Source organism: Pseudomonas sp. FW300-N2A2, assembly GCF_017351735.1.
Lineage (GTDB): Bacteria > Pseudomonadota > Gammaproteobacteria > Pseudomonadales > Pseudomonadaceae > Aquipseudomonas > Aquipseudomonas migulae.
Genome location: NZ_JACNDU010000031.1, coordinates 1 through 18667, shown reverse-complemented (window position 1 = coordinate 18667; position 18667 = coordinate 1). Strand labels below are relative to the sequence as shown.

At 61.8% G+C, this 18667-nt stretch carries 15 protein-coding genes; 8 read left to right on the top strand and 7 right to left on the bottom strand.

Going from position 1 to position 18667, the window contains the following annotated elements:
- Nucleotides 1–169 precede the first annotated feature (169 nt).
- From J4E42_RS25165 to J4E42_RS25135, 7 genes are all read right to left on the bottom strand, one after another.
- Nucleotides 170–1594 (bottom strand): gamma-aminobutyraldehyde dehydrogenase, encoded by a 1425-nt coding sequence (locus J4E42_RS25165; protein ID WP_008029727.1) that lies wholly within the window; start codon nucleotides 1592–1594, stop codon nucleotides 170–172.
- Nucleotides 1595–1754: 160 nt separating this feature from the next.
- On the bottom strand, nucleotides 1755–2564 hold the full coding sequence (locus tag J4E42_RS25160) for an ABC transporter permease (protein ID WP_008029730.1): 810 nt from the start codon (nucleotides 2562–2564) through the stop codon (nucleotides 1755–1757).
- Nucleotides 2554–3501: an ABC transporter permease gene (locus J4E42_RS25155; protein ID WP_192417881.1), complete on the bottom strand. Its 948-nt coding sequence runs from the start codon at nucleotides 3499–3501 to the stop codon at nucleotides 2554–2556. Before J4E42_RS25155 ends, J4E42_RS25160 begins: the two co-directional genes overlap by 11 nt.
- A 1-nt stretch (nucleotide 3502) precedes the next feature.
- Nucleotides 3503–4540, bottom strand: coding sequence for an ABC transporter ATP-binding protein (locus J4E42_RS25150; RefSeq protein ID WP_008029734.1), 1038 nt, complete (start codon nucleotides 4538–4540; stop codon nucleotides 3503–3505).
- 122 nt (nucleotides 4541–4662) lie between these two features.
- The gene (gene ydcS, locus J4E42_RS25145) at nucleotides 4663–5814 is read right to left on the bottom strand and encodes a putative ABC transporter substrate-binding protein YdcS (protein WP_008029736.1); all 1152 of its coding nucleotides are present in this window, start codon (nucleotides 5812–5814) and stop codon (nucleotides 4663–4665) included.
- A gap of 222 nt (nucleotides 5815–6036) precedes the next feature.
- The gene (locus tag J4E42_RS25140; protein WP_207286432.1) at nucleotides 6037–7524 is read right to left on the bottom strand and encodes a gamma-aminobutyraldehyde dehydrogenase; all 1488 of its coding nucleotides are present in this window, start codon (nucleotides 7522–7524) and stop codon (nucleotides 6037–6039) included.
- Between the two features lie 100 nt (nucleotides 7525–7624).
- Nucleotides 7625–8539, bottom strand: a complete 915-nt coding sequence (locus J4E42_RS25135) for a LysR family transcriptional regulator (protein ID WP_008029741.1) — start codon at nucleotides 8537–8539, stop codon at nucleotides 7625–7627.
- Between the two features lie 187 nt (nucleotides 8540–8726).
- On the opposite strand from J4E42_RS25135, the gene J4E42_RS25130 reads away from it, so the two are divergent.
- The 8 genes from J4E42_RS25130 (at nucleotide 8727) to J4E42_RS25095 (ending at nucleotide 18537) form a co-directional block, all read left to right on the top strand.
- Nucleotides 8727–9449, top strand: a complete 723-nt coding sequence (locus tag J4E42_RS25130) for a tellurite resistance TerB family protein (RefSeq protein ID WP_207286431.1) — start codon at nucleotides 8727–8729, stop codon at nucleotides 9447–9449.
- Nucleotides 9450–10151: 702 nt separating this feature from the next.
- Nucleotides 10152–11714 (top strand): methyl-accepting chemotaxis protein, encoded by a 1563-nt coding sequence (locus tag J4E42_RS25125; RefSeq protein WP_404943262.1) that lies wholly within the window; start codon nucleotides 10152–10154, stop codon nucleotides 11712–11714.
- Complete coding sequence (locus J4E42_RS25120; protein ID WP_008029747.1) at nucleotides 11714–12250, top strand: chemotaxis protein CheW; 537 nt, start codon at nucleotides 11714–11716, stop codon at nucleotides 12248–12250. The genes J4E42_RS25125 and J4E42_RS25120 overlap by 1 nt, the downstream gene beginning before the upstream one ends.
- Entirely contained in the window at nucleotides 12247–13515 is a 1269-nt protein-coding gene (locus J4E42_RS25115) for a protein-glutamate O-methyltransferase CheR (RefSeq protein WP_207286430.1), read from the top strand. The genes J4E42_RS25120 and J4E42_RS25115 overlap by 4 nt, the downstream gene beginning before the upstream one ends.
- Complete coding sequence (locus tag J4E42_RS25110; RefSeq protein WP_207286429.1) at nucleotides 13512–14195, top strand: chemotaxis protein CheW; 684 nt, start codon at nucleotides 13512–13514, stop codon at nucleotides 14193–14195. The genes J4E42_RS25115 and J4E42_RS25110 overlap by 4 nt, the downstream gene beginning before the upstream one ends.
- Nucleotides 14192–16480 carry a hybrid sensor histidine kinase/response regulator gene (locus tag J4E42_RS25105; protein ID WP_207286428.1) on the top strand — a complete coding sequence of 763 codons (2289 nt, stop codon included), beginning with the start codon at nucleotides 14192–14194 and terminating at the stop codon, nucleotides 16478–16480. Before J4E42_RS25110 ends, J4E42_RS25105 begins: the two co-directional genes overlap by 4 nt.
- A complete protein-coding gene (locus tag J4E42_RS25100; protein WP_207286427.1) occupies nucleotides 16477–17487 on the top strand; it encodes a chemotaxis response regulator protein-glutamate methylesterase in 1011 nt (336 codons plus the stop codon). The genes J4E42_RS25105 and J4E42_RS25100 overlap by 4 nt, the downstream gene beginning before the upstream one ends.
- Before the next feature lie 48 nt (nucleotides 17488–17535).
- Nucleotides 17536–18537, top strand: coding sequence for a PleD family two-component system response regulator (locus J4E42_RS25095; RefSeq protein WP_207286426.1), 1002 nt, complete (start codon nucleotides 17536–17538; stop codon nucleotides 18535–18537).
- Nucleotides 18538–18667: the final 130 nt, after the last annotated feature.

The window sequence follows — 18667 nt, the reverse complement described above, 5'->3', positions numbered from 1 at the left end:
ATCGGTGGTTATTGTTTTGGTGTAGAACCTGGTGGTGCGTGGTGCCGGTTTCTACCTTGAAACCGGGGTGACGCCATCGCCAGCAAGCCGGCTCCTACAGGTTTTGTGCCGTGCGCCAATGATGTGAACGGCGCAAAACATTGTAGGAGCCGGCTTGCCGGCGATGCTTTTAGTGCTTGAACATCACATGCCGCACAACGGTGTAATCCTCCAACCCATACATCGACATGTCCTTCCCGTACCCGGACAGTTTCTGACCGCCATGGGGCATTTCGCTGACCAGCATGAAGTGCGTGTTCACCCAGGTGCAGCCGTACTGCAAGCGTGCCGACAGGCGATGCGCGCGGCCGACGTCCGAGGTCCACACCGACGACGCCAGGCCGTAGTCCGAATCGTTGGCCCAACCGAGCACCTGCGCTTCATCGCTGAATTTGGTCACCGACACCACCGGCCCGAATACCTCGCGGCGGACGATTTCATCGTCCTGCTGTGCATCGGCCAGCACCGTTGGTTCGAAGAAGAAACCGTTGCCTTCAACTGCCTTGCCGCCAGTGATCAGGCGAATGTGCGGTTGCGCCACGGCGCGGTCGACGAACCCGGCTACCCGGTCGCGATGCTGCGCGGTGATCAGCGGGCCAAGTTCGGTCGACGGATCATCCTGCACGCCGTACTTGATGCTGCTGACTGCCGCGCCGAGCTTCTCGACGAATTTTTCGTAGATGCCGGCCTGTGCGTAGATGCGGCACGCGGCGGTGCAGTCCTGGCCGGCGTTGTAGAAACCGAAGGTGCGAATGCCTTCCACGGCGGCATCAATGTCGGCGTCGTCGAAGATGATCACCGGGGCCTTGCCGCCCAGTTCCATGTGCATGCGTTTGACGCTGGCGGCGGTGCTGGAAATGATGTTCGAGCCAGTGGCGATGGAGCCGGTCAGCGACACCATGCGCACTTTAGGGTGGGTGACCAGCGGGCTGCCTACGGTAGGACCACGGCCGAATACCAGGTTGAGTACGCCGGCTGGGAAGATTTCCGACGCCAGTTGTGCCAGGCGCAGCGCGGTCAGCGGGGTTTGTTCCGACGGCTTGAGCACCACGGTATTACCGGCGGCGAGGGCCGGGGCGATTTTCCAGGCGACCATCATCAACGGGTAGTTCCACGGCGCGATGGAGGCGATCACGCCCACCGGGTCGCGGCGGATCATCGAGGTGTGCCCGGCCAGGTATTCACCGCCTGCCGAACCGCTCATGCAGCGGCTGGCGCCGGCGAAGAAACGGAACACGTCGGCAATCGCCGGGATCTCGTCGTTCAGCGCAGCGCTGTAGGGTTTGCCGCAGTTGTCGGATTCGAGTTTGGCCAGCTCTTCGCCATGGGCTTCGATGGCGTCGGCGAGTTTGAGCAGTAACAGCGAGCGCTCTTTCGGCGGGGTGTGCGACCAGCTTTCGAACGCGGCATCGGCAGCGCGTACGGCAGCGTCGACCTGGGCTTCGCTGGCTTCGTTGATTTCCACCAGCACACGACCGAGGGCCGGGTTGAACACCGGTTGGGCGGGGCCTTCGCCGTCGAGCAGTTGGCCGTTGATCAAGAGTTTGGTTTGCATGGCGTTGTCCTCTTTGAAGCTATTATTTTTCTGCCGAAACCGGATCCTGTGTAGGAGCGAGGCTTGCCCGCGAAGCTTTTGGCGCTCTCGAGGACGCCTTCGCGGGCAAGCCTCGCTCCTACACAGGATTCGGTTTCTACAGTGGATATTGAGTTGTTCGTTACTTCCCGCCACTTCCCGCCACGCTTTCACCACCACGGGTCAGGTAATAGGCGCCGAGAATCGGCAGCATGGTCACCATCATCACCAGCATTGCGACGACGTTGGTCACCGGCACGTCCCGTGGGCGGCTGAGCTGGTTGAGCAGCCACAGCGGCAGGGTGCGTTCATGGCCGGCGGTGAAGGTGGTGACGATGATTTCGTCGAACGACAGCGCAAACGCGAGCATGCCGCCGGCCAGCAACGCCGAGCCGAGGTTCGGCAGGACGATGTAGCGGAAGGTCTGCCAGCCATCGGCGCCGAGGTCCATCGAGGCTTCGATCAAACTGTGTGAAGTGCGGCGCAACCGGGCGATGACGTTGTTGTAGACGATCACCACACAGAAGGTCGCGTGGCCGACGATGATGGTGAACATCCCCGGCTCGATGCCTAGCGTCTTGAAGGTCGCCAACAGCGCGATCCCGGTGATGATCCCCGGCAACGCGATCGGCAAAATCAGCATCAGCGAGATGCCTTGCTTGCCGAAGAAATCTCGCCGGTACAACGCCGCCGACGCCAGCGTGCCGAGCACCAACGCGATCAACGTCGCGACGGAGGCGATCTGCAGCGACAGCTTGATCGCTTCCAGTACATCCGGCCGCGCGAACGCCACGCCGATCCACTTCAGAGTGAAACCTTTGGGTGGAAAGCTGAACGCCGCGTCTTCGGTGTTGAACGCGTAGAGGAAGATGATCAGGATCGGGAAGTGCAGAAACACCAACCCGCCCCAGGCTGCGATGCGCAGACCCAAAGATGCTTTCTCAGAGTGCATCGAAGGCCCCCAGTCGTTTGACGATGGTCAGGTAAATGGCGATCAACACAATCGGCACCAGCGTGAACGCCGCGGCCATTGGCATGTTGCCGATCGCGCCTTGTTGGGCGTACACCATGCTGCCGACGAAGTACCCCGGCGGGCCCACCAGTTGCGGCACGATGAAGTCGCCCAGGGTCAGCGAAAACGTGAAGATCGACCCGGCGGCGATGCCCGGAATCGACAACGGCAGAATCACTTGCATAAAGGTCTGGCGCGGCTTGGCGCCGAGGTCGGCGGAGGCTTGCAGCAACGACGGCGGCAGACGTTCCAGCGAGGCCTGAATCGGCAGGATCATGAATGGCAGCCAGATGTAGACGAACACCATGAAGCGCCCCAGGTGCGAGGTCGACAAGGTGCTGCCGCCCACGCCCGGAATGCCCAGCACAAACTGCAAGACAGGCTCCAGTCCCAGGTGTTGAACGAACCACTGTGCCACGCCGCCCTTGGCCAGCAGCAACGTCCACGCATACGCCTTGACGATGTAACTGGCCCACATCGGCATCATCACCGCGATGTAGAAAAACGCCTTGGTCTTGCCGGTGGTGTAGCGCGCCATGTAGTAGGCAATCGGGAACGCGACAATGGCGCTGGCAATCGACACCACGACGGCCATGCTCAGGGTGCGCAGAATGATGTCGAAGTTCGACGGCTGGAACAGCGCGGTGAAGTTCGCCAGGGTCAGGTCGGGCGTGACCGCCATGGTGAAGTCGTCGAAGGTGTAGAAACCTTGCCACAACAGCACCAGTAGCGAACCGAGGTAGATCGCGCCGAACCACAACAGCGGCGGCACCAGCAGCAGCGACAGGTAAAAGTTCGGCCGGCGATACAGCAGGTTGGAAAACCTGCGCAGCGGCGAACCGCTGGCCGGGGATTGAGGGAGAGCCACGCTGGTCATCTCACACCCCGCCGGCAACGGTGTCGTGCAGCGGGATCATCGCTTCCCGTGCCCAGCGTGCGCTGATGCGTTGCCCGGTCTGATGTTGCGCGCTGACGTCCAGCCATTGATTGTTGGCCTGGCTGATGTTCAGGGTCTGGCCGTTTTCCAGCTTCAGTTCATAACGGGTGGCGCTGCCCTGGTACTGAACGTCGTGGAGCAAACCACTGACTTCGATTTCGTGGCTGGCCAACGGGCCGTCGGCGAAACGCACGTGTTCCGGGCGAATCGAAAACGGCTGCGGATTGCCGCTGAGCTGCTGCGCCAGATCGCCGCGAATCACGTTGGAGGTGCCGACGAATTCCGCGACAAAGGTGGTCGCCGGTTTCATGTAGAGGTTGCGCGGCGTGTCGACCTGCTCGATGCGACCCTTGTTGAAGACGGCCACACGGTCAGACATCGACAGCGCTTCGGTCTGGTCGTGGGTGACGAAGATGAAGGTGATGCCGAGCTGGCGTTGCAGCTTTTTCAGCTCGCTCTGCATTTGCTCGCGAAGCTTCAAGTCGAGGGCGCCCAGCGGTTCGTCGAGCAGCAGCACCCGAGGGCGATTGACCAATGCGCGGGCCAGGGCCACACGCTGGCGCTGACCGCCCGACAGTTGCACCGGTTTGCGTGCGCCGTAGCCGCCGAGGGCGACCATGTCGAGGGCTTCTTCAGCGCGTTTCTGGCGTTCAGCTTTGCCGACGCCTTTGACTTTCAAACCGTAGGCGACGTTGTCGAGTACGTTCATGTGCGGGAACAGGGCGTAATCCTGAAACACCGTGTTGACGTCACGCTCATACGGCGGCAGCCCGGCGGCTTCATTGCCGTGAATCCGGATCGAGCCTGCGCTCGGTTGTTCGAAACCGGCGATCAGGCGCAAACACGTGGTTTTGCCCGAGCCGGAAGGGCCCAGCATGGAGAAGAACTCGCCGTCCTGGATGTCGATGGAAACCCGGTCTACGGCTTTCACTTCGCCGAACAGACGGGAAACGTTGGTGAACTGGACTGCAAGCGTCATGGTGCGGTGCTCCGAAATATCAAATCTGAAAAGCATCGCTGGCAAGCCAGCTCCTACAGGGGGGGACGCGTACTTCGTAGGAGCCGGCTGGCCGGCGATAAGGTCCGAAGGACCTTCAGGCGTCAGCGACCGCCCATGATCGCGATGTAGTCCTGGGTCCAGCGGCTGTACGGCACGAACTTGCCGCCTTCAGCCTGCGGGGTTTTCCAGAAGGCGATCTTGTCGAACTGGTCGAAACCGTTGGTCTTGCAGCCTTCGGCACCGAGCAATTCGCTCTCTTTGCACCCCGCCGGAACCGACGGCAACGAACCGAACCAGGCGGCCAGGTCACCCTGGACTTTCGGTTGCAGCGAATGGTCCATCCACTTGTAAGCGCAGTTCGGGTGCTTGGCGTCGGCGTGCAGCATGGTGGTGTCGGCCCAGCCCGTTGCGCCTTCTTTCGGAATGACCGAGGCCACTGGCTGCTTGTCCGCCACCAGGCCGTTGACCATGTAGCCCCAGGTGCTGGACGCCACGACGCCTTCGTTCTTGACGTCACTCATCTGCACGGTCGCGTCATGCCAGTAGCGGTGGATCAGAGGCTGCTGCTTGCGAAGCAGGTCCAGCGCGGCCTTGTATTGTTCTTCGTTGAGCTGGTACGGGTCCTTGATCCCCAGTTCCGGCCGTTTCGCCTTGAGATAGAGCGCTGCATCGGCGATGTAGATCGGACCGTCGTAGGCCTGGACCCGGCCCTTGTTGGACTTGCCGTCCGGCAGGTTCTGTTCCTCGAACACCACGCCCCAGCTGTCCGGGGCGGTCTTGAAGACGTTGGTGTTGTACATCAACACGTTCGGGCCCCACTGATACGGGGTGCCGTAGGTTTGTTTGTTGACGACGTACCACTGGCCATCCTTCAGGCGCGGGTCGATGTTCTTCCAGTTCGGAATCAACGCGGTGTTGATCGGCTGCACGCGTTTGCCAACGATCAACCGCAGCGACGCGTCGCCCGATGCGGTCACCAGGTCGTAACCGCCCTTGGACATCAGGCTGACCATCTCATCGGAAGTGGCGGCTGTTTTGACGTTGACCTTGCAGCCGGTTTCCTTCTCGAAACTGGTCACCCAGTCGTAGGCCTTGTCGCTTTCGCCACGTTCGATGTAGCCGGGCCAAGCCACGATATCCAGCTGACCTTCGCCGGCACCGACGGCTTTCAGCGGTTCGGCGGCCTGGATACTGGCGCTGGCCAACAGCGCTGTGGTGATTGCACTGAGCAGTGCGGTCTTGTGCACGAACATGGGAATTCCCTCTTCTTTAAATTATGGTCGGGGCAGTTTTGAACGTGGTTCAGCGTTGTAAACACGATCCTGTAGGAGCCGGCTTGCTGGCGAAGAGGCCTTTAAGCCTTGCGATGTCCTTTCGGACGCCTTCGCCGGCAAGCCGGCTCCTACAAGGAATTCGCGGTGTTCCAGCGTTTCTGCGCTAATGCCTTTACGGCTAATTGTTAGCGTAGTGCGCTTTTATAAATGCTGTCCGTGGCGCGCCATGATGTGCCGCACCACGCTGTAGTCCTGAAGCGAATCGCTGGACAGGTCTTTGCCGTAGCCCGAGCGTTTCAGGCCGCCATGGGGCATTTCGCTGACCAGCATGAAATGGCTGTTGATCCAGGTGCAGCCGTACTGCAAGCGCGCGGCGACCTGCATCGCCTTGTCCAGGTTCTGGGTCCAGATCGAGGAAGCCAGGCCGTATTCCGAATCGTTGGCCCAGTCCACGGCTTGTTCGAGCCCATCGAAGCGGGTCACGGTGACCACCGGCCCGAACACTTCGCGCTGGACGATTTCATCGCTCTGCTTGCAGCCGGCCAGCAGCGTCGGTTGGTAATAGAAGCCGGCACCGGAATGCACGGCCGCGCCGGTCACGCGCTCGATGTGCGGTTGACCCAGGGCGCGTTCGACGAAACTGGCCACGCGGTCGCGCTGGCGGGTGCTGATCAGCGGCCCGATTTCGTTGTCGGCATCGCGTTTACCAGCGAAGCGCAGGCTGCTGACCGCCGCGCCGAGTTCGGCCACCAGGCGATCATGAATGCCGGCCTGGGCATAAATGCGGCAAGCGGCGGTGCAATCCTGGCCGGCGTTGTAGTAACCGTACGTGCGCACGCCTTCGACTACCGCCTGAATGTCGGCATCGTTGCAGACGATCACCGGGGCCTTGCCGCCGAGTTCGAGGTGCGTGCGCTTCAGGGTTTTCGCTGCGGCCTGGAGGATTTTTTGCCCGGTGACGATATCGCCGGTCAGCGACACCATGCGGATTTTCGGGTGGCTGACCAAGTGGCTGCCCACGCCTTCACCGCCGCCGCAAATGATGTTGATCACGCCGCGTGGGAGGATTTCGGCCAGCGCGGGCGCCAGGGCCAGGATCGACAGCGGCGTGTGCTCGGAAGGCTTGAACACCAGCGTGTTACCGGCAGCGAGGGCCGGGGCGATTTTCCACGCGGCCATCATGATCGGGTAGTTCCACGGTGCAATCGAGGCGACCACGCCAATCGGATCGCGGCGCACCATGCTGGTGTAGCCCGGCAGGTACTCGCCGCTGAGCTGGCCGGTCTGGCAGCGCACCGCGCCGGCGAAAAAGCGGAACACGTCGACCGTCGCGCTCAAGTCGTCCTGACGCGCCAGGTGCAACGGTTTGCCGCAGTTCAGGGATTCGAGGCGGGCGAGCAGGTCGGCTTGTTTTTCGATGGCATTGGCGATGTCCAGCAGCAGGTTCGAGCGCTGCTGCGGCGTGGTCCGCGACCAACTGGCGAACGCGCGGTGCGCGGCGAGGATCGCGGCTTCGACTTGCTCGGTGCTGGCTTCGGCAATGTGCGTCAGCACTTCACCGGTGGCCGGGTTGAGGATTGGTTCGACAAAACCCTGACCCGCGACCAGTTCGCCATCGATCAACAACGCGGTGAACAACGGGGTCTGCGCGCCAGCCATTTTTCGGGTTCTCTTTTCTTGTGTGGCCATGCTGCTCCCTGTGACTGGGGCCCGGCCGTCTTATAGATGTTCCAAGACTAGTGCCCGGATCCGAGGTCGACAAATACTAAATACTGAAGGTGGCGTTCGATTAAATAGATGGCTTGCGCCCGCCGTGGGGCTGCTCGCGCGCGACGGTCAGGAACGGGTCGACCAGTGCCGGACGCGCCGTGCCGCGGCGCCAGGCCAGGCCGACGTCGAGGGTCTGGCTCAGGTCGGCAATCGGCCGCGCTTCGATGATGTCGCCCTCCAATGACCAGGGGCGATAGGTCATGTCGGGCTGGATAGACACGCCCAATCCGGCGGCCACCAGGCTTCGTACCGCTTCAGTGGAGGCGGTTTTAAGGGTGATGCGCGGTTGAAGCGATGCTGCCGACCACATGCGCTGGGCGTTGCGGTCCATTTCATCAACGTTCAGTTGAATCAGCGGCTCACGGGCGACGTCGGCCAGATTGATGCTGTCGTGTTCCAGCAGCGGATGCTGGGCCGGCAGCCATAAACGGTGGGGCGAATGGGTGAGTACTTCGGTTTGCAGGGCGTGGCGGTCTTCGAGGTTGGAGAGGATCAGCACACCGACATCGATTTCGCCGCTGACCAGCAAATGCTCGATGTACGGGCGTTCGTCCTCCATCACGCGGATCTCGACGTTGGGGTAGGCGCGTTGAAAGCGGGTGAGCAGGTCCGCGAGGTAATAACCGGCGACGAGACTGGTTACACCGACGATCAACTGCCCGGCGACCTGATCGGTGCTTTGTTGCAGGCTGCGTTTGGCGTTGTCCACCGTTGCCAGAATCAGGTGTGCCTGGCGTAGGAACTGATGGCCCTGGTGGGTCAGCGTCATGCCCTTGGCATGGCGGTTGAACAGCCCGACGCCGATTTCCTGCTCCAGTTGCTGGATGGCCAGGGTCAATGTCGATTGGGAAATGAACGCGGTTTGCGCGGCGGCAGAGATCGAGCCGGTCTCGGCCACGGCGATGAAATGACGAATTTGACGCAAAGTCATCATGAAGAAGTACCCGGTGGGCGGTTTTTATAGATTCGCTTGAGTGTATATCTTTTTAATCGATGGGCTTTTTAGCGTCACAGAAGGTGAGCAACATCTGGAAGCACTCTCGCCGGGAAGGGCCGGGCACTTTCGATCTAGGCTGGTGGCCTTATGTGTCCGGTTAACCCCTTTTGTGGAGGCGGCAAGAATGAATACCCGTGGATTGCTCGATCAATTACTCAAATCCGGCCAGGACCTGTTGCAGAACAAGACCGGTGGCGCGCAGAACAAGGCGTCCAGCGGTGGATTGGGCGGATTGCTCGGTGGTGGCGGTGGTTCGGGTGGCCTTGGCAGTTTGTTGTCAGGCGCGGGTGGCGGTGCATTGGCCGCTGGCGCGATGGGCCTGTTGATGGGTAACAAGAAGGCTCGCAAAGTCGGCGGCAAAGTCGCTGTCTACGGCGGCCTCGCGGCATTGGGCGTGATTGCCTACAAGGCTTACGGCAACTGGCAGGCCCAGCAGGGCACTGCACCGAAGCAAGAACCGCAAACCGTGGACCGCGTGCCGACGGCGCAGGTCGAGCAACACAGCCAGGCGATTCTCAAGGCGCTGGTGGCGGCGGCCAAGGCTGACGGTCATGTCGACGAGCGCGAACGTGCGTTGATCGAAGGCGAGTTCACCAAGCTCGATAACGATCAGGAACTGCAACACTGGCTGCACGCCGAACTGAACAAACCCCTCGATCCAACCGATGTTGCGCGCGCCGCCAGCACCCCGGAAATGGCGGCCGAGATGTACATCGCGAGCGTGATGCTGGTGGACGAGGAGAACTTCATGGAGAAGTCTTACCTGGACGAACTGGCGCGCCAACTCAAGCTTGAGCCGGCGTTGAAGGCCGAGCTGGAAAAACAGGTACGCCAGGCTTCCATGTAGAAACCGGCTTCAAATCCTGTTTCGCTCCCTAGACCGCCATCGCCGGCAAGCCGGCTCCTACAAGGGAACTTCGGTGCGCACAACACTCGTGCCCGACACCGACCACCTGTAGGAGCCGGCTTGCTGGCGATGAGGCCCTAAAATCCTGCCCCGCCCTCAAGGCCGCCATCGCCGGCAAGCCAGCTCCTACAAGGGCGTTTCGGTGCGCACAACATTCGTGCCCAACGCCGACCACCTGTAGGAGCCGGCTTGCCGGCGATGAGGCCCTAAAATCCTGCACCGCCCTCAAGGCCGCCATCGCCGGCAAGCCAGCTCCTACAAGGGAACTGCGGTGCGCACAGCATGCATGCCCGACGCCGACCACCTGTAGGAGCCAGCTTGCTGGCGATGAGGCCCTAAAATCCTGCACCGCCCTCAAGGCCGCCATCGCCGGCAAGCCAGCTCCTACAAGGGAATATCGGTGCGCACAACATTCGTGCCCGACACCGATCACCTGTAGGAGCCGGCTTGCTGGCGATAGCCTTTTCAGCCCCGCCACAACCCTCATTCGCCGAGATGTGAGCCGCCGCGCATCCGTCTTATAAATGAAACACCGCCCTCGGCTATACTGCGCAGCATTTGAAATGGCCCCGAGGACTGACTGTGAAGAACTGGACGTTGCGCCAACGCATTTTGGCGAGCTTTGCGGTAATTATCGCCATCATGTTGCTGATGGTCGTCGTCTCGTATTCCCGGCTGTTGAAGATCGAGGCCAGCGAAGTCAGCGTTCGTGACGACGCGCTCCCCGGGGTGTATTACAGCTCGATGATTCGTGGTGCCTGGGTCGACAGCTATCTCCAGACCCAGGAAATGCTGGGCTTGAAGGAAGGGCAGGGCATCAGTGCCGAGGACGCCGCAGACTTCAAGAATTTTGAAGCACGCGTGCAGGACGCGATGAATAGCTATCGCGCCACCGTCACCACGGATGAAGACAAGCTCGAATTCGCAGCCTTCGAAAAATTCCATGAGAATTACGGCAAGATCCTGGCCGCAGTGCTCGACTTGCATAAGCGCAATCAGGAAGCCGAGGCCATCAAGTTGTTCAATGAACAACTGACCCCGACCTGGACGGCGGGGCGCATGAAGCTCAATGACATCCTGCGCGAAAACAAAGCCGTGGCGGATCAGGACATGGCCTACATTGATGATGCGGTGTTCACCGCGAAAGTCATCATGGGCATTTCCCTGCTGGTGGCGGTATTGGCCGCCGGTCTCTGCGGCCTGCTGCTGATGCGCGCGATCATGGCGCCCATGAACCGCATCGTGCAGATCCTCGAAGTCATGCGTACCGGCGACCTCAGCGGCCGCTTGAACCTGGAGCGCAAGGACGAATTCGGCGCCGTGGAAACGGGCTTCAACGACATGATGGCCGAGCTCACTTCGTTGGTGTCTCAGGCGCAGCGCTCGTCGGTGCAGGTCACCACGTCCGTGACCGAAATCGCCGCCACCTCCAAACAGCAGCAAGCCACTGCTACTGAAACCGCCGCCACCACCACCGAAATCGGTGCCACTTCCCGTGAAATCGCCGCCACCTCGCGTGACCTGGTGCGGACCATGACCGAAGTCTCCACCGCTGCCGATCAGGCCTCGGTGGCTGCCGGTTCCGGGCAGCAGGGCCTGGCGCGAATGGAAGAGACCATGCACTCGGTGATGGGCGCCGCGGATCTGGTCAACGCCAAACTGGCGATCCTCAACGAGAAGGCCGGCAACATCAATCAAGTGGTGGTGACCATCGTCAAGGTCGCGGACCAGACCAACCTGCTGTCGCTGAACGCTGCCATCGAAGCCGAGAAGGCCGGTGAATACGGTCGTGGATTTGCTGTGGTTGCCACCGAAGTGCGGCGCCTGGCGGACCAGACCGCCGTGGCCACGTACGACATCGAACAGATGGTGCGCGAGATCCAGTCGGCGGTGTCGGCCGGGGTCATGGGCATGGACAAGTTCTCTGAAGAAGTGCGTCGCGGCATGTCCGAGGTGCAGCAGGTCGGCGAGCAGTTGTCGCAGATCATCCATCAGGTTCAGGCGCTGGCGCCGCGGGTGTTGATGGTCAACGAAGGCATGCAGGCCCAGGCCACCGGCGCCGAGCAGATCAACCATGCACTGGTGCAGTTGGGCGATGCCAGCAGCCAGACCGTCGAGTCCTTGCGTCAGGCCAGTTTTGCCATCGACGAACTGAGCCAGGTGGCCGTCGGGCTGCGCGGCGGCGTTTCGCGATTCAAAGTCTGATGAGCGAACTCACGGCCAAACGCACCGCCGTGAAGCCGGCGATGCATGCATTGTTTCTGGTGTTTCGCATCGGCAGCGAGCGCTATGCCTTGCAAGCGATCGAAGTGGCGGAAGTGCTGCCGCGCCTGCCGTTGAAGCCGATACCCCGCGCGCCGGACTGGGTCGCCGGGGTGTTCGCCTATCGCGGCGCGGTAGTGCCGGTAATCGACCTCAGTGCGCTGACCTTTGGCGAACCGGCCCAGGCGCGTACCAGCACGCGCCTGGTGCTGGTCAATTACCGTGCGGATGAAACCGCCGAGGCGCAATTGCTCGGGCTGATCCTGGAGCAGGCCACTGACACGCTGCGCTGCAACCCGGCGGACTTTCAACCCTATGGCCTGGATAATCGCCAGGCGCCGTACCTCGGACCGGTGCGTGAAGACGCGCAAGGTTTGCTGCAATGGGTGCGCGTCGCCGATCTGCTGGACGAGCAAGTTCGGGCGCTGCTGTTTCCGTCACCCCCGCTGGACCTGGCGCAGCTTGAGGTGCAGCCATGAGCAGCGATCAGCGGTTTTTCGATTTCCTAAAAGAGCGCATCGGCCTCGACGTCACCTCGGTGGGCCCGGCGATCATCGAACGAGCGGTGCGCCAGCGCAGCACGGCGTCCAACGCGCTGACGGCCGATGAGTATTGGCACACCTTGCAGGGCTCGCAGGATGAGCAGCAAGCGCTGATCGAAGCGGTGATCGTTCCCGAAACCTGGTTTTTCCGTTACCCGGAATCCTTCGCCGCCCTGGCAAAACTGGCGGCCAAGCGCCTGACCGATATCAACAACATGCGCGCGCTGCGAATCCTCAGCCTGCCGTGTTCCACCGGTGAAGAACCCTATTCCATTGCCATGGCCTTGCTCGATGCCGGGTTCAAACCGCATCAATTCAAAGTCGAAGGCATGGACGTCAGCCCGCTGTCGGTGGAGAAAGCCAGGCGCGCGCAGTACGGCAAGAATTCGTTTCGCGGCCAGGACATCGCGTTTCGCGAGCGGCATTTCACTGCCGAGGACGAGTCCTATCGCCTCAGCGAGCGCGTGCTGGAACAGGTGCGTTTACAGGTCGGCAATCTGCTGGATCCGTCGTTGCTGGCCAACGAATCGCCTTATGACTTCGTGTTCTGCCGCAACCTGCTGATCTATTTCGATCAGCCGACGCAACAACAGGTGTTCGAAGTGCTCAAGCGCCTGACCCATGTCGAGGGCGTGCTGTTTATCGGCCCTGCCGAGGGCAGTTTGCTGGGGCGCCTGGGCATGCGTTCGATTGGTATCCCTCAATCTTTTGCGTTCAGTCGCCAAAGCGCGCCAGAGCCCGAGCCTTTTGCGGCCTTCGTGCCGACGCCGTTGCCAGTGCACCAACCGGTGCGCAGCGTCACGCCGGCACCGGTACGCCTGCGGCCCTTCGCAACAGTGACGCCGCTGCCGGTGGCGGCAAAAGCCGCCAGTCCCGACGCCGCTACGTTGCTGGCAAACATCGCCGCACTGGCCAATGAAGGCAAAAGCGCCGAAGCCCGCGCCGCGTGCGAAAGTTATTTGCGCAGCCATGAACCGGTAGCCCAGGTGTTTTACTGGCTGGGACTGCTCAGCGATGTCGCCGGCAGCGCTCTCGAAGCCCAGGGCTTTTATCGCAAGGCGTTGTACCTCGAACCGCAACATCCCGACGCGTTGATGCACCTGGCGGCCTTGCTGCAATCACAGGGCGACACGGCGGGCGCCAAACGATTGCAGGACCGCGCCGCCCGCAGCGAGCGCGCAGACAGTGAGCGCAAACGATGAATGCCGCCGACAGCTTTAGCCTCACCCATGAAGATGCCCAGGCCATCGACGATTGCTGGAACCGTATCGGTATCCACGGCGACAAGTCCTGCCCGCTGCTGATCGAACACATTCATTGCCGCAATTGCGCGGTGTACTCGGCGGCCGCTACGCGTTTGCTCGACCGCTATGCGTTGCAACAGGAAGACCGCGGGCAAGTCTCGGTCGCGCTCGAAAGCGAGGTGAATACCCGCTCGCTGTTGATGTTCCGCCTCGGCGAAGAATGGTTGGGCCTGGCCACCCGCAGCCTGGTGGAAGTGGCGCCGCTGCAAGCGATTCATTCCCTGCCGCACCAGCGCTCCCGGGCCTTGCTTGGCGTGGCGAATGTGCGCGGCGCGCTGGTGGCGTGCCTGTCGTTGGTGGAACTGCTCGGGCTCGACGGCGTGAGCAGCGTGGCGCCTGGTGCGCGCGTGATGCCGCGCATGTTGATCATCGCGGCCCACGGCGGGCCGGTGGTGGTGCCGGTGGACGAAGTCGACGGGATCCATGCCATCGACGAGCGCCTCCTTGAGGCCGCATCGCGTTCCGGTACGCAGGCCAGCGCCAAATACACCCGTGGCGTATTGCAATTCAAAGGTCGCAGCCTGCGTTGGCTGGATGAAGAACAGCTGCTGTCCGCCGTGACCCGGAGCCTCACATGACCCCCGAGCAAATGCGCGACGCCTCTTTGCTGGAACTGTTCAGCCTCGAAGCCGAGGCCCAGACCCTGGTGTTGAGCACGGGGCTGCTGGCGCTTGAACGCGATCCGACCCAGGCCGATTACCTTGAATCGTGCATGCGCGCGGCTCACTCGCTCAAAGGCGCGGCGCGAATTGTCGGCGTCGATGCCGGCGTCAGCGTTGCCCATGTGATGGAAGATTACCTGGTCAGCGCCCAGGAAGGCCGGTTGTATCTGCGGCCAGAGCACATTGATGCCTTGCTGCAGGGCACCGATTTGCTGATGCGCATCGCGACGCCGAACAACGCACCGGCGCCTGCGGATATCGAAGCTTATGTCGTCTTGATGGGACGGCTGCTTGTTCACATGGCGACGGTTGCCCCCATCGCGCCGCCGATGGCAGAACTGCAGCTGGAGCCGCCGACGGCCACGGTTGAGTCGCCCATGCCGGCCGCCACGCAAGCCCCTTCGGCAGCTGCCGCCGAGCCCTCGCCCAAGACCAAACGCACCACCGAAAGTGGCGAGCGCGTATTGCGCGTTACGGCCGAACGCTTGAACAGCCTGCTCGACCTGTCGAGCAAATCCCTGGTGGAAACCCTGCGGCTCAAACCGCACCTGGCCACCATGCAACGCCTCAAGCGCATGCAGAACAACGGCCTGCGGGCGCTGGAAAACCTCAATGTCCATCTCAAGGATCAGACCTTGAGCCTGGAAGCCCGGGAAGCCCTCGACGATGCGCGTCGGTTGCTGGCGGAATCCCAGCAATTGCTGGTGGAAAAAAACGCCGAGCTGGACGAGTTCGCCTGGCAGGCCAGTCAACGTGCGCAAGTCCTGTACGACACCGCGCTGGCCTGTCGCATGCGGCCGTTTGCCGATGTGCTGAGCGGGCAAGTACGCATGGTCCGCGACCTGGGGCGCAGCCTCGGTAAACAGGTGCGTCTGGAGATCGAGGGCGAGAAAACCCAGGTCGATCGCGACGTCCTGGAAAAACTCGAAGCGCCGCTGACGCACCTGCTGCGCAACGCCGTCGACCACGGCATCGAATCCCCGGAGCAACGGCTACTGGCCGGTAAACCGGAAGAAGGTGTGATCCGCCTGCGCGCCTCGCATCAGGCCGGTCTGCTGATGCTGGAACTGAGCGATGACGGCAACGGCGTCGACCTGGAAAAGGTCCGCCGCAGCATCATCGAACGTCAGTTGTCCCCGGCCGACACCGCCGCGCAGTTGAGCGAAGAGGAGTTGCTGACGTTCCTGTTCCTGCCGGGTTTCAGCCTGCGCGACGCGGTCACTGAAGTGTCCGGACGTGGCGTCGGCCTCGACGCGGTTCAGCACATGGTCCGCCAGTTGCGCGGCGCGGTGGTGCTGGAGCAGACGGCGGGCGAGGGCAGCCGCTTCCATCTCGAAGTGCCGCTGACCCTGTCGGTGGTGCGCAGCCTGGTGGTGGAGGTCGGCGAAGAGGCGTATGCGTTTCCGCTGGCCCACATCGAGCGCATGTGCGACCTGGAGCCGGCGGACATCGTGCAGGTCGAAGGCCGTCAGCATTTCTGGTACGAAGGCCGGCATGTCGGGTTGGTTGCGGCCAGCCAATTACTTCAGCGTCCGGCGAGCACCAACAATCAGCAAACCCTCAAGGTCGTGGTCATCCGCGAGCGCGATGCGATCTACGGTGTGGCGGTCGAGCGGTTTGTCGGCGAGCGCACGCTGGTGGTCTTGCCGCTGGACGAGCGTCTGGGCAAAGTGCAGGACATTTCCGCAGGCGCGCTGCTCGACGACGGTTCGGTGGTGCTGATCGTCGACGTCGAAGACATGTTGCGATCGGTGGACAAACTGCTCAATACCGGGCGTCTGGAGCGGATTGCCCGCCACAGCAATCAGGCGGCCGAAGCCGCGCGCAAACGGGTTCTGGTGGTCGACGACTCGCTGACCGTCCGCGAGTTGCAACGCAAACTGTTGCTCAATCGCGGCTACGACGTGGCAGTGGCGGTGGACGGTATGGATGGCTGGAATGCCCTGCGTTCCGAGGATTTCGATCTGCTGATCACCGACATCGATATGCCGCGCATGGACGGTATCGAACTGGTGTCTTTGTTGCGCCGTGACAACCGCCTGCAATCGCTGCCGGTGATGGTGGTGTCCTACAAGGATCGCGAAGAAGACCGTCGTCGTGGACTGGACGCCGGGGCCGACTATTATCTAGCCAAAGCCAGTTTTCACGACGACGCCCTGCTTGATGCAGTGGTTGAGCTCATAGGAGGAGCGCGGGCATGAAAATCGCAATCGTCAACGACATGCCCATGGCGGTGGAGGCCCTGCGTCGCGCCTTGGCGTTTGAGCCGGAGCATCAGGTGGTCTGGGTCGCCAGCAACGGCGCCGAGGCCGTGCAGCGTTGCGTGGAAAACACCCCGGACCTGATCCTGATGGACCTGATCATGCCGGTGATGGATGGCGTCGAGGCGACGCGGCGAATCATGGCCGAGACGCCGTGTGCCATCGTGATCGTCACGGTTGACCGCCAGCAGAACGTGCACCGGGTGTTCGAGGCCATGGGCCACGGCGCTCTGGATGTGGTCGATACGCCGGCAATCGGTGCCGGCAATGCCCAGGAAGCAGCGGCACCGCTGCTGCGCAAAATCCTCAACATCGGTTGGCTGATCGGCGACAAGGGCAATCGTGTGCGACCTGCGCCGGGCCCGTTGCGCCACTCAGGTTCCCGGCAAAAGCTGATCGCCATCGGTTCCTCCGCAGGTGGGCCGGCAGCCCTGGAAATACTGCTTAAGGGGCTGCCGATAAATTTTTCCGCCGCCATTGTGCTGGTGCAACACGTGGACCAGGTGTTCGCCGCCGGTATGGCCGAATGGCTCAGCGGCGCCAGCGGCCTGAACGTGCGCCTGGCCCGGGAAGGCGAGCCACCGCAGGCGGGCACCGTGCTGCTGGCCGGCACCAACCACCATATCCGCTTGCTGAAAAACGGCACGCTGGCGTACACCGCCGAGCCGGTCAACGAGATCTATCGGCCCTCGATCGATGTGTTTTTCGAGAGCGTGGCCAGTTACTGGAATGGCGATGCCGTGGGTGTTTTATTGACCGGCATGGGACGCGATGGCGCGCAGGGGCTTAAACTCATGCGCCAACAGGGTTACCTGACCATCGCTCAGGACCAACAAAGCAGCGCGGTGTATGGCATGCCGAAAGCGGCAGCGGCCATCGACGCCGCTGTAGAAATTCGCCCGCTGGACAAGATAGCGCCACGATTGCTGGAGATTTTTGCCAAATGACTATGCTCAGCAGCAATCCTGGCCCAGGCAGTACTCAGGTGACCGCACATGAATGACTTACAGCTCGACGGCTTCAAAACCGACGAAAACGCCGCCATGGTGTTGTTGGTGGACGATCAGGCCATGATCGGCGAAGCGGTGCGCCGCGGGTTGTCGAATGAAGAAAACATCGACTTCCACTTCTGCGCCGACCCGCATCAGGCGATTGCGCAGGCGATCCGGATCAAGCCGACGGTGATCCTCCAGGACCTGGTCATGCCCGGTCTCGACGGCCTGAGCCTGGTGCGCGAATACCGCAATCACCCGGCCACCAAGGACATTCCGATCATTGTGCTGTCGACCAAGGAAGACCCGCTGATCAAAAGCGCGGCATTCGCGGCCGGGGCCAATGATTACCTGGTCAAACTGCCGGACAACATCGAACTGGTGGCGCGCATCCGCTATCACTCGCGCTCCTACATGACCCTGCTGCAGCGTGACGCGGCGTACCGCGCGTTGCGGGTCAGCCAGCAGCAATTGCTCGACACCAACCTGGTGCTGCAACGCCTGATGAACTCGGACGGCCTGACCGGCCTGTCGAACCGTCGTCACTTCGACGAGTACCTGGAACTGGAATGGCGACGTTCTTTGCGCGACCAGAACCAATTGTCGTTGCTGATGATCGATGTGGACTACTTCAAGTCCTACAACGACAACTTTGGCCACCTCGAAGGCGACGAAGCCCTGCGCAAAGTCGCCACGGCCATCCGCGACGCCAGCGCCCGACCTTCTGACTTGCCGGCCCGTTATGGCGGTGAAGAATTCGCGCTGGTCCTGCCCAATACATCACCGGGCGGTGCGCGACTGGTCGCGGAAAAGCTGCGCCAGACCGTGGCGGCACTGAAAATCCCGCACATCTCACCGAGCGAAGGCTCAAGCCTGACCATCAGCATCGGCCTGTCGACCATGACCCCGCAACCGGGCGCCGATTGCCGTCAATTGATCTCGGCGGCTGACAAGGGGCTGTATCTGGCGAAGAACAATGGGCGCAATCAGGTGGGTATCGAGTAACAGGCGACCTCATTTCCTGTAGGAGCCGGCTTGCCGGCGAAAGCGGTTTAATCTTCAACATTTAGTTGCCGGACACACCGCTATCGCCGGCAAGCCGGCTCCTACAGGGGGCACGTACGCTTTTGATTCC